This window comes from Caballeronia sp. DA-9 (assembly GCF_051615025.1).
Lineage (GTDB): Bacteria > Pseudomonadota > Gammaproteobacteria > Burkholderiales > Burkholderiaceae > Caballeronia > Caballeronia sordidicola.
In genome coordinates, this window is record NZ_CP195133.1 from 1,393,548 (window position 1) to 1,408,994 (window position 15,447).

Below are 15,447 nucleotides of genomic sequence, written 5' to 3' on the forward strand. Positions count from 1 at the left end.
TCAATCGCCTCGCAGCAACTCGTTCAAGCCGACCTTGGCGCGCGTCTTCGCGTCCACCTTCTTCACGATTACCGCGCAGTACAGGCTGTGCGAACCGTCTTTGGAAGGCAGGTTGCCCGCGACGACTACAGACCCCGCCGGAATGCGTCCGTAGGTGACCGAGCCCGTTTCGCGGTCATAGATTTTCGTGCTCTGGCCGAGATACACGCCCATGGAGATAACCGAATTCTCTTCCACGATCACACCTTCAACCACTTCCGAACGCGCGCCGATGAAGCAGTTGTCTTCAATGATCACGGGATTTGCCTGGAGCGGTTCCAGCACGCCGCCAATGCCCACGCCGCCCGACAGGTGCACGTTCTTGCCGATCTGCGCGCATGAGCCAACGGTGGCCCAGGTGTCGACCATCGTGCCTTCGTCCACATACGCACCAATGTTCGTGTACGACGGCATCAGTACCACGTTCTTCGCGATGAACGAACCGCGGCGCGCAATAGCGGGCGGCACGACGCGAAAACCGCCGGCCGCGAAATCCTCGGCGGTGTAGCTGGCGAACTTCGACGGCACCTTGTCGTAGAACTGGCTGTAGCCGCCAGCGGGCATGGGCGCATTGTCTTCGAGCCGGAACGACAGCAGTACGGCTTTCTTCAGCCATTGATTGACCACCCATTCGCCATGTTGCTTTTCGGCCACGCGCAGCGCGCCTTTATCGAGTTGCTCGATTGCGTGAGCAACGGCTTCGCGCACCTCGGCGCTTGCCGCTTTCGGCGACAGCTCGGCGCGGTTGTCCCAGGCGGTATCGATGATCTGCTGAAGTTGTTGCGACATGGTCGTGACTTGAAGTGAGTGCTGTGATTAAGGAGGGGTTACCGGGACAGCGAGCGGCAGAATTCGACGATCCGCTGCGCGCCTTCGACACATTCGTCGAGCTCGGCGACGAGCGCTATGCGGATGAAACCGCTGCCGGGGTTCGTGCCGTGGGCATCGCGCGCCAGGAACGAGCCTGGCAAAACCGTCACATTATAGTCGGCGTAAAGGTGTGCGGCGAACTCGGTGTCCGAGAGGCCGGTGCGCAGTACGTTTGCCCAAAGGTAGAACGCGGCGTCAGGCAGACGCACATCCAGCACCTCGGCAAGCATGGGCGTCACCGTGGTGAATTTCTTCAGGTACAGCGCGCGGTTCTCGCGAACGTGGACTTCGTCCTTCCATGCCACTACGCTCGCCGCCTGGAACATCGGCGAAAGCGCCGCGCCGTGATACGTGCGGTAGAGCAGGAATTGTTTGAGAATGGATGCGTCGCCAGCGACAAAACCCGAGCGCATGCCGGGTACGTTTGATCGCTTGGACAAGCTCGACAGCATCACCAGCCGCTCGAAACCGCGCCCAAGCCTGTGCGCCGCTTCGAGACCGCCGAGCGGCGGCGTATCTTCGTTGAAATAGATCTCGGAATAACATTCGTCGGACGCGATCACGAAGCCGTGCCGGTCCGACAAGGCGAACAATTCGCGCCAGTCGTCAAGCGTAAGCACCGCGCCGGTCGGATTGCCCGGCGAGCAAACGAAGAGCAGTTGCGTGCGCGCCCAGATGGCGTCGGGCACGGTCGCGTAATCGCAGGCGAAATTGCGCGCCGGATCGCTGTTCACGAAGTACGGTTCGGCGCCAGCCAGCAACGCCGCGCCTTCGTAGATCTGATAGAACGGATTCGGGCACACCACAGTGGGCGGCTCGGCGCCTCCGCGGCTGTCTACCACCGTTTGCGCCAGCGAAAACAAGGCCTCGCGCGAACCCGAGACCGGCAGGACCTCCGTGGCCGCATCCACGGCGGGAAGCGCGTAGCGCTGCTTTGTCCAATCCGCGATTGCCCGGCGCAGCGGTTCGCTTCCGGCCGTGGCGGGATATGAAGCGAGGCCGGCCATGGCGTTCACAACGGCGTCGCGGATCAGTGCAGGCGTTGCGTGTTTCGGCTCGCCGATACCGAAGCTGATTGGCGCAAAGTCCGCTCGCGGCGCGATGTCCTTGAACAGCGCGCGCAGCTTTTCAAACGGATACGGCTGAAGTTTCTGGAGTAGTGAATTCACGGCTTGGGTCGCGGCTGAAAAAGGGGGCGGCAAAGGGGACGGCAAGAGGACAACAAGGCTGCGATTATATCCCCGTGCGGTTTGCCAGCGGCCGCGGAACTTCAACGTGGGGGCCATTCGGCCGGTAAAAACGCCGGTAAGGAAAGCCGTCCGGTTGCGAATAAAACACAGACAGAACCCGCATACAAAACGCCGGCCGCAAGCGAAAAGAAATCATTCCGGGCGATGGTATGATTGTCACCGTTCGCTGGGCAGCGTGCTTGGGGTCGTTGGCAAGGTCGTCGAGCAGGCCCGCCGCGGTTCCACCCGGATCAACGGGCCCGATCCGCACCGCCCGAGCGTTTTCGACCGGCGTTTGATGCCTTCCGCTGCACGAACATGCGTGCATACGAGGTTCGCCGGCCCGTTTCCAGCATTCATTCCAATCAGCGATATCGCCGTGCGTCTGACCTCGATAAAACTCGCTGGCTTCAAGTCCTTCGTCGATCCCACCCATTTCCAGGTCCCAGGCCAGCTTGTCGGCGTGGTGGGCCCGAACGGCTGCGGAAAATCCAACATCATTGACGCCGTGCGCTGGGTGCTGGGCGAATCGCGCGCCTCGGAACTGCGCGGCGAGTCGATGCAGGACGTCATCTTCAACGGCTCCACGGCGCGCAAGCCGGGCAGCCGGGCCAGCGTTGAACTGATCTTCGATAACGCCGATGGCCGCGCCGCCGGCCAGTGGGGCACCTACGCCGAAATCGCCGTCAAGCGCGTCCTCACGCGCGACGGCACCTCGAGCTATTACATCAATAACCTGCCGGCCCGCCGCCGCGATATCCAGGACATTTTCCTGGGCACGGGTCTCGGGCCGCGTGCATACGCGATCATCGGGCAGGGCATGATCGCGCGGATCATCGAGGCGAAGCCCGAAGAACTGCGTGTGTTCCTGGAAGAAGCCGCGGGTGTATCAAAGTACAAGGAACGTCGCCGCGAGACCGAAAACCGCCTGCACGACACGCGCGAAAACCTGACGCGCGTTGAAGATATCGTGCGCGAACTGAGCGCGAATCTCGAAAAGCTGGAAGCGCAGGCGATCGTCGCGACGAAATATAAAACGCTGCAGGCCGAAGGCGAGGAAAAGCAGCGGCTCTTGTGGCTCTTGCGCAAGAACGAAGCCGGCAATGAGTCGGAGCGCCAGCAACGCGCCATCAGCGACGCACAGATCGAACTCGAAGCGCAAACCGCGAAGCTGCGCGAAGTCGAAGCGCAACTTGAAACGCTGCGCGTGGCGCACTACAGCGCCAGCGACGCCATGCAGGGCGCCCAAGGCGCGCTCTACGAAGCGAATTCCGAGGTCAGCAAGCTCGAAGCGGAAATCCGCTTCATTGTGGAATCGCGTAACCGCGTGCAGGCACAGATCGCCGCGCTGACCGCGCAACGCGAACAATGGCAGATGCAGGCGGAGAAAGCGCGCGGCGAGATTGACGAGGCCGAAGAAGCGCTGGCTGTCGGCGAGGAAAAGGCGGCCATCGCGCAGGAAACGGCCGCCGCGAAGCAGGACGAATTGCCCGCGCTCGAAGCGCGTTTTCGCGATGCCCAGAATGAGCTGAACGACGAGCGCGCGACGATCGCGCGCACGGAACAAGCCTTGAAACTGGAGGCCGCGCATCAGCGCAATGCCGACCAGCAACTGCAGCAACTGCAGCAGCGCCACGAACGCCTGAAAGGCGAAGCAGGCGGCCTGGATGCGCCCGACGAAGCCCAGCTTGAAGAGTTGCGCATGCAGATGGCCGAGCACGAGGAAATTCTCGCTGAAGCTCAGGCCCGTCTCGCCGACGCACAGGACACCGTTCCGCGTCTGGACGGCGAGCGCCGCGCCGCGCAAGAGAAGGTGCAGGCCGAAAGCGCGCAGATTCACCAGCTCGAAGCGCGCCTCGCCGCGCTCAAGCAGTTGCAGGAAAATGTGCAAACAGAGGGCAAGATTCAGCCCTGGCTGGATAAGCACGAGCTGGGCTCGCTGCCGCGCCTGTGGAAGAAACTCCACGTGGAAGCGGGTTGGGAAACGGCGCTGGAATCGGTTCTGCGCGAGCGGATCGCGGCGCTGGAGGTATCGAATCTCGATTGGGTGAAGGCGTTTGCGACCGATGCGCCGCCAGCGAAGCTCGCGTTCTACGCGCCGCCCAATGCCGGCCGGCTGCATGAAGCGCCGGCGGGCTTGCGCCCGCTGCTGGCGTTGATCCGTATCGACGATGCGGGTTTGCGTGCGGTGCTGACCGACTGGCTGGGCCAGATGTTTGTTGCTGATGACATCGCCCAGGCGCTTTCTTCGCGTGCTCAATTGCCCGATGGCGGCGCGTTCGTGGTGAAGGCCGGCCATGTGGTGACGCGGGTCGGCGTGCAGCTTTACGCAGCCGACTCCGAGCAGGCGGGCATGCTCGCGCGCCAGCACGAAATCGAGAACCTCACCAGGCAGGTCCGCGCGCAAGCACTGCTCGCCGACGAAGCCAAGGCCGCCGCCGTTCGCGCGGAAGCGGCGCATACGCAGGCATCGGGTGCGCTGGGCGACGCGCGTTCTGCCGCCGAACGCGCGACCCAGCGCGTGCACGCATTGCAGATGGACGTGCTGAAGCTCACGCAGGCGCACGACCGATACATGCAGCGCAGCACGCAGATCCGTGAGGAACTCGCGGAAATCACGGCTCAGATCGACGAACAACGCGCGTTGCGTGCTGAATCGGAGGCGAACTTCGAGCGTCACGATGGCGAGCTGGCCGAATTGCAGGCGCGTTTCGAAGATCATCAGCTTGCGTTCGAAGCGCTGGACGAAGCGTTGACCGATTGCCGGCAGGAAGCCCGCGATCTGGAGCGCGCGGCCACCGACGCCACCTTTGCCGCACGAGGACTCGCGGCGAAGATCGAGGAATATCGTCGCAATATCGAAACGGCGAAAGAGCAGAGCGAACGTGTGGCAGGCGCGCTCGAAGACGCGCGCGCCGAGCTCGAAACCATCAACGAACAGACGGCGCATACCGGCTTGCAGGACGCGCTCGAACTGCGCGCGGCCAAGGAAGAGGCGCTGCAGTCGGCGCGTATCGAACTGGACGATCTCACCGCGCGCCTGCGTCAGGCCGACGAGTTGCGGCTGATCGCCGAGCGTTCGCTGCAGCCGCTGCGTGACAAGATCGGCGAATTGCAATTGAAGGAGCAAGCCGCGCGCATCAGCGGCGAGCAGTTCGTCGAACAACTGGCGGCGGCGGGCGTGGACGAAGCCGAGTTGCAAGCCAAGCTCACGCCGGACATGAAGCCTTCGTACCTGCAAGGCGAAGTCACCCGGCTGAACAACGCGATCACGGCGCTTGGCGCCGTCAACATGGCGGCGCTCGACGAACTCGCGGCAGCCACCGAACGCAAGTCGTTCCTCGATTCGCAGTCGGCGGATCTGAACGACGCCATCGGCACGTTGGAAGACGCGATCCACAAGATCGACCAGGAAACGCGCTCGTTACTGCAAGGCACGTTCGACGAAGTGAACCGTCATTTTGGCGAGCTGTTCCCGCGTTTGTTCGGCGGCGGTCAGGCGAAACTCGTCATGACCGGCGACGAAATTCTCGATGCGGGCGTGCAGGTTCTCGCGCAGCCGCCGGGCAAGAAGAACTCGACCATTCACCTGCTTTCGGGCGGTGAAAAAGCGCTGACGGCGACTGCGCTCGTGTTCGCCATGTTCCAGTTGAATCCGGCGCCGTTCTGTCTGCTGGACGAAGTCGATGCACCACTCGACGACGCCAACACGGAACGTTTTGCGAACCTTGTACGGGCAATGTCGGAGAAGACGCAATTTCTCTTCATCTCGCACAACAAGATCGCGATGGAGATGGCGCAGCAACTGATCGGCGTGACAATGCAGGAACAGGGGGTATCGCGCATTGTTGCCGTGGATATGGAATCCGCGGCGGGTTTTGCCCAGAATGCTTGAATGTTTCGCCGGATCAACGCAATTCCGGCGATAAAAACAGTGTGAAGAACCGGGCCGGGAGGCCGGTTCCGGCGCGCCAGGCGCGGAGTGACGCATGAGGGTTTCGCATTCGAAATGTCATGCAACGCAGATCGCGCGGCGTAACTTAAAACAAGCGCTCGGCACCGATTCGGCAACCATAAACGATCGCGAGCGAGCGCAAAACAGAAAGTATGACGGAGCGTGCATGGACGAGTTGACACTCGGGTTGATTGGAGCGGGAGCCGTGGTGGTGGGCGGCGTGGTGGTCTATAACGCATGGCAGGGCGCAAAAGTGCGCCGCAGAATGCCCCGTCCCATGCCCGACGAAGCGGCGGAATCGCTCGCCCGTCAGGACGCGGAGGACGAGCAGCCGTTTATTGAACCAACGCGTCCGGTCAGGCGCGAACCCGCGCTGGGCGAGGGCGACAAGTCCGACCCTTCGGACTCGCGCGTGGAACCGAGCTTTGGCGGCGCGCCCATGTCCACGGTGGCGCCGGCGGACACCGCGGTGGATATCCAGGCGGAATCGACTTCGGTAAATGGGGATTTCGATGAACCGGATTCCCCTCCCATCATTGCCGATGACGACGAACCGGTGCTGCCGGCCGCGACCACGATTTCATCGGCGCCGCCGGCAATCGTGGATCGGCGGATCGACTGCGTGGTGCCGATCCGCCTGGTTGCGCCCATACCCGGCGACAAGCTGATTCCGAGCGCGCAGAAGTTGCGGCGGGCGGGCGCGAAGCCGGTGCACATAGAAGGCAAGCCGGAAGGCGGCACGACCTGGGAATTGCTCAAGAACGGTGCGCGTTACGAAGAACTGCGCGCGGCGGCCCAGCTTGCGAATCGAGGCGGCCCGCTGAACGAACTGGAGTTCTCGGAGTTCGTGACGGGCGTGCAGCGTTTCGCCGATGGTATCGACGGTTCTCCCGAGTTTCCGGACATGCTGGAAACGGTCGGCATGGCGCGCGAACTCGACGCGTTCGCGGCCCAGTGCGACGCCCAGTTGTCCATCAACATTCTCTCCGACGGCGCGCCGTGGTCGGCCAACTACGTGCAGGCGGTGGCGTCGCAAGATGGCTTGCTGCTCTCGCGCGACGGCACGCGCTTCGTCAAGCTGGACGCGCGGCAGAACCCGGTCTTCATGCTGCTTTTCGGCGATACCAACTTTCTGCGCGACGACCTGACCTACAAGGGCGGCCAGATGATCACGCTGGTGCTGGACGTGCCGGTGGCCGACGAAGACATCCTGCCGTTTCGCCTGATGTGCGATTATGCAAAATCGCTGTCCGAGCGCATCGGCGCCCGGGTCGTGGACGACCAGCGCCGGCCGTTGCCGGAAAGCTCGCTGCTCGCCATCGAAAAACAGTTGATGACGCTCTACGCGAAGCTGGAGCAGGCTGGCATTCCGGCCGGATCGCCCGCCACGCGGCGCTTGTTCAGTCAATAGATAGGATCGTACGGCAGCCGTGCGGAATCAGTGAACGAATTCGCAGGCATCGGCCGTTTGGCCGATGCCACGTTCCGCCGTTCTCTGAGACAATCGACAGGTCAGTTTCTCTTAACTCTTTAGCCTGTCCTGCCGCATGTCCGCCAAACCTAAAGCCGCTGCCAAAGCAGAGAAAGCAGCGCCCGCTGTTTCCACTGCGCCCATTCCGGGCGCCGATCGGCCCGCCGAGCGCGCCGAATGGTTGCGCGCGGAACTCGAGCGCGCGAACCACGCGTATTACGTGCTCGACCAGCCGGACCTGCCCGACGCCGAATACGACATTCTGTTCAAGGAACTACAGCAGATCGAAGCGGCCGAGCCCGAACTGATCACGCCGGATTCACCTACCCAGCGCGTTGGCGGACAGGTTTCAACGGGTTTTCAGCCGGTCACGCACGACGTGCCCATGCTGTCGTTGAATAACGGTTTCGCTGACGAAGACGTTGTTGCATTCGATAAACGCGTCGCTGACACGCTTGGCCACGCGCCAGTTGAATACGCTTGCGAGTTGAAATTCGACGGGCTCGCCATCTCGCTGCGTTACGACGACGGCGTATTTGTGCAGGCAGCCACCCGCGGCGACGGCGCGACGGGCGAAGAGGTGACGGAAAACGTCCGTACCATCCATTCGATCCCACTCAAGCTCAAAGGCAAGAACATCCCGAAGCGGCTCGACGTGCGCGGCGAAGTGCTGATGTTCAAGCGCGATTTCGAGCGGTTGAACGCCCGCCAGCGCAAGGCGGAACAACGCGAATTTGCGAATCCACGAAACGCGGCTGCGGGAGGTCTGCGCCAGCTCGATCCCAAGATGACCGCGCAGCGGAAGCTATCCTTCTTTGCTTATGGCATCGGCGTTCTGGAGGGCGCGGAGATGCCTTCGTCGCACTCGGCGCTGCTCGACTGGTATAAGGAGATGGGCCTGCCGGTCAACGCAGAACGCGGCGTGGTGCAGGGAGCGGACGGGCTGCTGGAATTTTTCCACAAGACGGGCGAGAAACGCGACGGTTTGCCGTATGACATTGACGGCGTGGTTTATAAAGTCAATCAGCGTGAGGAACAGGACAAGCTCGGCTTCGTCTCGCGGGCTCCGCGCTTCGCGCTCGCGCACAAGTTTCCGGCGCAAGAAGCGTTGACGCAATTGCTTTCCATCGACGTGCAAGTCGGACGTACCGGCGCGATCACGCCGGTCGCACGCCTTACGCCGGTGTTCGTTGGCGGCGCGACGGTGACGAATGCGACCTTGCACAACGAAGACGAAGTGCGGCGCAAGGACATCCGGATTGGCGACACCGTGATCGTGCGGCGCGCCGGCGACGTGATTCCTGAAGTGGTCGGCGCGATCCTCGACCGGCGTCCTGATGACGCGCGCGAATTCGTGATGCCGACCGAATGCCCGGTGTGCGGGTCGAAGATCGAGCGGCTGCCGGACGAAGCTATCGCGCGCTGTACGGGTGGGCTGATTTGCCCGGCTCAACGCAAGCAGGCGTTGTGGCATTTCGCGCAGCGGCGCGCGCTGGATATCGACGGGCTGGGTGAGAAGATCATCGACCAGTTGGTCGAGCAGAACATTGTGCGCACGCCGGCGGATCTGTTCAATCTGGGCGTCGCGAAACTCGCGGCGCTAGACCGTTTCGCCGATAAATCCGCTCAGAATCTCTACGATTCCATCGAAAAGGCGAAGCACACGACCTTGCCGCGTTTTCTCTATGCGCTGGGCATCCGGTACGTGGGCGAATCCACGGCGAAGGATCTGGCCAAGCATTTTGGCTCGCTCGACCCGATCATGACTGCAAGCGTCGAGGAATTGCTGGAAGTGAACGACGTGGGCCCGGTCGTCGCCGAATCGCTGCACAACTTTTTCAGCGAAGAGCACAACCAGATGGTGATCGAGCAGTTGCGTGGCTCCGGCAAGGTGACGTGGCCCGAAGGCCCGCCCGCGCCCAAGGCGCCGCAGGGCGTGCTGGCCGGCAAGACAATCGTGCTGACTGGCACGTTGCCCACGCTCTCGCGCGAAGACGCCAAGGAAATGCTCGAGGCGGCGGGTGCGAAGGTGGCAGGGTCGGTATCGAAGAAAACGGATTACGTGGTGGCTGGAGCGGAGGCGGGCAGCAAGCTCGTCAAAGCCGAGGAACTCGGTGTCCCAGTGCTCGACGAAGACGGTATGCGCAAGCTTTTGGAGGGAGAAACCCCATGATTCGCGAAATCCTCAAGATGGGCGATCCGCGTTTGTTGCGTATCGCAGAGCCTGTCGATCATTTCGATACCCCCGAACTGCACGCCCTGGTGGAGGACATGTTCGACACCATGCGCCATGCAAACGGCGCGGGACTCGCGGCGCCGCAGATTGGCGTCGACTTGCAGGTCGTGATCTTCGGCTTCGCTCACAACGAGCGTTATCCAGATGCGCAACCCGTGCCGGAAACGGTGCTGATCAACCCGATCATCACGCCCGTGTCGCATGACATGGAAGAGGGCTGGGAGGGCTGTTTGTCGGTGCCGGGATTGCGCGGGGCCGTGCAGCGGTATTCCATGATCCGCTATCAGGGCTTCGATCAATATGGCTCGCCGATCGAACGGCTCGCTGAAGGTTTTCATGCGCGGGTCGTCCAGCATGAGTGCGATCATTTGATCGGCAAGCTTTATCCCATGCGGGTCACGGACTTTTCGAAATTCGGATTCACCGAGATCCTGTTCCCTGGACTGGATCCGAATACCGACGACTGAGGAAGGCGGCGCGTCGGAGGGACCGATCCAAATTCATAGGTCTATGCGCTGCGTCAACGCTTCAATCACGAACGAGCCGCCGCAACTGGCGGCTTTGTCGTTTTGGCTGCTTGATATGCTTCAGGCGAAACTCTTGCTGCCCGAAGCGGCCTCCGGTTGGCGAAACAGCTTGATGTGTTCCGGGTTTGCCGATGCCTGCAAACGTCCATCCGGCAAACGCGCAATGACTACTTCACCAATGCCAGGGCTCATCACCACGACTTCGTCGCGCAAGGCGAGCAGTGCGTCGAGGCGGCGTCGGCCGCTGACGATTTCGAGGCCGGTTTTTGTTTCGCGAACAATGATCTCAACGGACATGGCAATTCTCCAGTAGCTTTCGCAAAGCACACGCGGCGTAAAACGGTAAATTGCACGTGTACCTGCCTATCGGTCATGGGTCATATTTTCTTTAACCAAAAATCGGTCAAAAAAATCGATGTGTTCGGCAGGTGCCGTTCACATCGATTTGTGCCAATTCCGTCGTTTTTCCGCGACGCCCTTATCAGATCGCTGGCGCCGCGTGTCTCGTAGATTCGCCTAAAACGCCTCGTCTGCGCCGAGATAACGCCATTGTCCCGGCGGTAGTGCACCAAGAGTCACGCGTCCCATCCGGATCCGTTTCAAGCCGACCACTTCCAGGCCAACCAGCTCGCACATCCGCCGAATCTGGCGTTTTTTGCCTTCCCGCAAAACAAAGCGCAGTTGTTCACCGTTTTGCCAGCTTACTTGTGCGGTCTTGAGCGGAACATCGTCGAGCGCCAGTCCGTGGCGCAACAGGGCCAGACTTTCAGGCGGGAAATGCGATTCAATATCGAGTTCGTGCTCGCCGAATTTCACCCGCACGAGATATTCTTTATCGACTTCCGAATGGCCCCCAATAAGCTGCTTCGCCACACGGCCATCCTGTGTCAGCACGAGAAGACCCGTGGAATCGATATCCAGACGTCCCGCGGGTGCGAGCGTGCGCAGATGCGCAGGCGAGAAGCGGATGCCGGACTGGTCATCGGCCCAGTGGTTCGACGGGTTGACCAGCGTGACTGCCGGTTGATATCCGTCTTCCGCCTGGCCCGAAACATAGCCGACCGGCTTGTGAATCAGGATGGTCACCTGCTGCATTTGCGCGGCGTGCGCGGCTTGAGCGATCTCGATGTTTTGATCCGGACGGATCTTGGTGCCGAGCGTATCAATGACTTCGCCGTCCACCAGCACCCAGCCTTTTTCGATCCATTCGTCGGCTTCGCGACGTGAACAAAGGCCAAGTTCCGACATCACCTTCGACAATCGCACGAGCCCGTCTTCACCTTCGCGTGCGATGCGTGCCGGAGAGGGTGGTGCGTCGGCGGCGCGCGGTTTCGAGGGTTTTGCTGCCGGCTTGCGTACTGGCTTGCGCTCGTCGCCAAAGCGTTCCGGCGATGCCGCGCGTTTTGCAAACGGCCGATCGCCTGCGGGACGCTGGCGGTCGAAGGAGGCTGGACGCGGGCTGCCGTCGTGCGCGTGGTTGCGCTCGCGGCGTGGTGCGCCATTGTCGTTGAATGAGGGTCGCGGCGCGCGATCGCTGCCGGGGCCGCGAGAATCTTCGCGAGGCTTGAACGGGCGTCGCTCGCCTCCGCCAGCCGGACGATCGCTGCGTGGAGCGCTTCGATCGCCGAAAGATGGACGTGGTCCGCGATCGGTGCCCGGGCTGCGCTGACCACCACGGTCGTTGAATGCCGGGCGGGGCGTGCGGTCACTGTTCGCACCACGCGGTGCGTCGTCGCGAGGGCTGAACGGACGGCGCTCGCTGTTGCCCGAAGGACGGTCGCCACGCGGCGCGCCACGATCGCCAAACGAAGGACGCGGCCCGCGATCACCGCCCGCACCGCGCGGCGCATCGCCACGAGGTGTGAACGGCCGGCGTTCGCTGTTGCCCGAAGGACGGTCGCCACGCGGCGCGCCACGATCGCCAAACGAAGGACGCGGCCCGCGATCGCCGCCCGCACCACGCGGCGCATCGCCACGCGGCGTAAACGGTCGACGCTCGCCATCTCCCGAAGGACGATCACCACGCGGAGCGCCGCGATCACCAAACGAAGGACGCGGCCCGCGATCACCGCCCGCACCGCGCGGCGCATCGCCACGCGGCGTGAACGGACGGCGCTCGCCATCTCCCGAAGGACGATCACCACGCGGAGCGCCACGTTCACCAAACGCAGGACGCGGTCCACGATCCCCGCCGGCACCACGCAATGTAGAAGGCCGATCCATCTTATCAACCCTCACAGGCCGGTCTCCGCCCGGCGCTTCCGCACGAGGCGGTTTTTTCCGTCCAACGGCACTGCCGGTACGAACGGGGGAACGCGCCGGCGAAGCCGGTCGCGGATGTTTCGCTGTCAGTTTGACGCGCATAGATTCTCAGGCTGCGATCGCGCGCAGCAGCTCGGTTTCGACCTGGATTTGCGTCCGGTTGTCGGATAGGGTTTTGCCGTCGAGCAGGAACACGTCTTCCACGCGTTCGCCAAGCGTGTTGATCCGCGCCGCATGGACGCCGATCCGGTGCTGGGCGAGAACCCGCGCGATCGAATAAAGGAGGCCCTGCCGGTCGTTGGCCGACACGGACAGGATGTAATACTGACCACGTTCGTCGGGACGCAAATCCACGCGCGGCGTGATCGGGAAAGTGCGCACCAGCCGCGAAACCCGTCCTTTCGACGGCTCCGGCAAGATGCCCTCGGCGGTCAGCAACGTGCTCAGTTGCTGTTCGACGAGGTTTGCAATGTCGCGATAATGCCCGTCATGATCCGGATGCGCGACCAGAAAATTGTCGAGCGCGTAGCCATGACGGGTCGTCGTGATGCGTGCATCGAGGACTGAAAGACCGTTTTTATCGAAATAAGCGCAAATGCCGGCGAACAGATCCGGCCGGTCTTTTACGTACACGAGCACCTGAAGCGCTGCGCCAATGGGCGACGGCCGCGCCCGCACGATCGGCTTTTCGCTTTCCACATGCTTGTAGAGCACGCGGGTTTGCCAGGCAATATCGGCGGCGTCGTGGCGCAGGAAATAGCCGACATCCAGCTTGTCCCACAGCGCCTTTTCAGCGTTTTCCGGCACGGTCTCAAGGCGCAGCAAGGCAAGCGCGTCTTCTTGACGCGACTTAAGTTCCGAGTGTGCATGCATTTCCGCGCCGCCGAGCACGGCACGCGTGGCGCGATACAGATCCTCGAGCAGCTTGCCTTTCCACGCGTTCCAGACTTTGGGACTGGTGCCGCGGATATCGGCGACTGTCAGCAAATACAATGCTGTCAGCCTGCGCTCGGTCTTGACCAGCGCGGCAAATTGCTTGATGACTTCAGGATCGCTCGTGTCCTGTTTTTGCGCGACCTGGCTCATGGTCAGGTGCTGCTCGACAAGCCATACGACCAGATCGCCGTCGTCGGCATTCATATTGTGATCGCGGCAAAAACGCCGGGCGTCGGCCATGCCGAGCGTGGAGTGGTCGCCGCCGCGCCCCTTCGCAATGTCGTGGAAAAGCGCCGCAACGTACAGCACCCAGGAGCGCTCGAAATTGCCCATCAACTGGGTGCAGAACGGATATTCGTGCGCGTGCTCGGCCATTGCAAAGCGCCGGATATTGCGCAGCACCATCAGGATGTGCTGGTCGACGGTATAGACGTGATACAGGTCGTGCTGCATCTGCCCGACAATGCGCCGGAAATTCAGCAGATACCGCCCGAGCACGCTCGTCTGGTTCATCAGCCGAAGCGCGTGGGTAATGCCTTCCGGCGCTTGCAGGATCGCCATGAACAGGCGCCGGTTCTCGGGGTCGCGCCGCCAGTCGCGGTCCATCAGGTCGCGCGCGTTGTAGATTGCCCGCAGCGTTCTCGCCGATAACCCCTTCACCCCGCGCGTCTGCTCGTACAGCAGGAACGCTTCCAGAATCGCGTTCGGCTGGCGTTCGAAGACGTCGTCGCTGGCAATTTCGAGCATTCCCTGCTTTTCGACAAAGCGCTCGTTCAGCACGCGCGTAACGCCGCTGGTCGATGGAAACAGTTGCGCTTCCACGTTCTGGATCAGGATGGTGGCGAGCTGCGTCACCGCTTTCGCGGCCCAGTAATAACGGCGCATCAGTTGCTCGCTCGCGCGCTTCGACGACGTCGCCTTGTACCCAAGACTTTCCGCGAGCGCGGTCTGCAGGTCGAATACAAGGATGTCCTGCCGCCGCCGTGCAATCACGTGCAGGCGCGCGCGCAGCGTCTTGAGAAAGCCCTCGTTCCGGCGCAGCTCGCTCGCTTCCCGTTCGGTGATGAGTCCGCGTGAATCCAGTTCGCGCCAGCTGCTGCCAAAGCCCGCCGCATGCGAAATCCACAGGATCAGTTGCAGGTCGCGTAAGCCGCCCGGGCTTTCCTTGATGTTTGGCTCCAGGCTGTACGGCGTGTCCTGATATTTCGCGTGACGCTGGCGCATTTCCAGTACCTTGGCCTGAAAAAATGCACGTGGATCAAGCGTTTCCTGATAGCGCGCCTCGAACGCACCAACCAGTTTCTCGTTGCCCACGATCCGGCGCGCTTCGAGCAGCGACGTCCGGATGGTGATGTCGTTGTTCGCTTCATCAATGCATTGCGACACCGAGCGCACGCTGCTGCCAAGCTCGAGTCCGAGATCCCACGCCATGCCGATCAGCTTTTCGATGCGCTCGCCGAGCGTTTCCACCTGATCCGGCGTTTCGTGATCGGGCAGCAAGACAAGAATGTCGATGTCGGAATATGGCGCGAGCTCGCCGCGCCCGTAGCCGCCGACCGCCAGCAACGCTGCCGATGCCGGCATCCCGCACGCGTCCCACGCGCCCTTGAGGGCGTCGTCGGTGGCGCGCGCGAGGGCGTGCATGAGGCCATCGACATTGGTCGCGCTCTTGAAGCGCTCGAGCAATGTGGCTTTCGCCGTCCTGTAAGAGGCTTTCAGCGAGTCGGCGATAGGCGGGGCGTCGGCAGGTACGCTCATGGGCAGGCGGATGGTGAGGTCAGTGGTAGAACGTTGTATTCGCCGAACCGCGGGGTTCGCCGTCTTTCATTGCACCGGGTCACGCTGGACGATCCCGCGGGCCCGGCGACGCGCAATGTCGAAAATGCCCCGGAGACGAGAGCCCTCGCGGTTTATGGCCGGTT

At 62.3% G+C, this 15,447-nt stretch carries 10 protein-coding genes; 4 read left to right on the forward strand and 6 right to left on the reverse strand.

Going from position 1 to position 15,447, the window contains the following annotated elements; genetic code table 11:
• Complete coding sequence (dapD, locus tag ACRWA7_RS22470) at positions 1-828, reverse strand: 2,3,4,5-tetrahydropyridine-2,6-dicarboxylate N-succinyltransferase (RefSeq protein ID WP_438396160.1); 828 nt, start codon at positions 826-828, stop codon at positions 1-3.
• A gap of 38 nt (positions 829-866) precedes the next feature.
• Positions 867-2,078 (reverse strand): succinyldiaminopimelate transaminase, encoded by a 1,212-nt coding sequence (dapC, locus tag ACRWA7_RS22475; protein WP_438396163.1) that lies wholly within the window; start codon positions 2,076-2,078, stop codon positions 867-869.
• A gap of 439 nt (positions 2,079-2,517) precedes the next feature.
• On the opposite strand from dapC, the gene smc reads away from it, so the two are divergent.
• The 4 genes from smc to def all read left to right on the forward strand — a co-directional run bounded on the left by smc (position 2,518) and on the right by def (position 10,267).
• Positions 2,518-6,033: a chromosome segregation protein SMC gene (smc, locus tag ACRWA7_RS22480; RefSeq protein WP_438396749.1), complete on the forward strand. Its 3,516-nt coding sequence runs from the start codon at positions 2,518-2,520 to the stop codon at positions 6,031-6,033.
• A 226-nt stretch (positions 6,034-6,259) separates the two neighbouring features.
• Positions 6,260-7,504: a cell division protein ZipA C-terminal FtsZ-binding domain-containing protein gene (locus ACRWA7_RS22485; RefSeq protein WP_438396165.1), complete on the forward strand. Its 1,245-nt coding sequence runs from the start codon at positions 6,260-6,262 to the stop codon at positions 7,502-7,504.
• Positions 7,505-7,640: 136 nt separating this feature from the next.
• A complete protein-coding gene (gene ligA, locus ACRWA7_RS22490) occupies positions 7,641-9,737 on the forward strand; it encodes an NAD-dependent DNA ligase LigA (protein WP_438396167.1) in 2,097 nt (698 codons plus the stop codon).
• Complete coding sequence (def, locus tag ACRWA7_RS22495; protein WP_060816792.1) at positions 9,734-10,267, forward strand: peptide deformylase; 534 nt, start codon at positions 9,734-9,736, stop codon at positions 10,265-10,267. Before ligA ends, def begins: the two co-directional genes overlap by 4 nt.
• A 120-nt stretch (positions 10,268-10,387) precedes the next feature.
• On the opposite strand, the gene ACRWA7_RS22500 is transcribed toward def, so the two are convergent.
• From ACRWA7_RS22500 to ACRWA7_RS22515, 4 genes are all read right to left on the reverse strand, one after another.
• The gene (locus ACRWA7_RS22500) at positions 10,388-10,624 is read right to left on the reverse strand and encodes a hypothetical protein (protein WP_060816791.1); all 237 of its coding nucleotides are present in this window, start codon (positions 10,622-10,624) and stop codon (positions 10,388-10,390) included.
• A gap of 219 nt (positions 10,625-10,843) precedes the next feature.
• Positions 10,844-11,593, reverse strand: coding sequence for a pseudouridine synthase (locus tag ACRWA7_RS22505; RefSeq protein ID WP_438396170.1), 750 nt, complete (start codon positions 11,591-11,593; stop codon positions 10,844-10,846).
• Complete coding sequence (locus ACRWA7_RS22510; RefSeq protein WP_438396173.1) at positions 11,575-12,510, reverse strand: hypothetical protein; 936 nt, start codon at positions 12,508-12,510, stop codon at positions 11,575-11,577. The genes ACRWA7_RS22505 and ACRWA7_RS22510 overlap by 19 nt, the downstream gene beginning before the upstream one ends.
• Before the next feature lie 187 nt (positions 12,511-12,697).
• On the reverse strand, positions 12,698-15,283 hold the full coding sequence (locus ACRWA7_RS22515) for a [protein-PII] uridylyltransferase (protein WP_438396174.1): 2,586 nt from the start codon (positions 15,281-15,283) through the stop codon (positions 12,698-12,700).
• Positions 15,284-15,447: the final 164 nt, after the last annotated feature.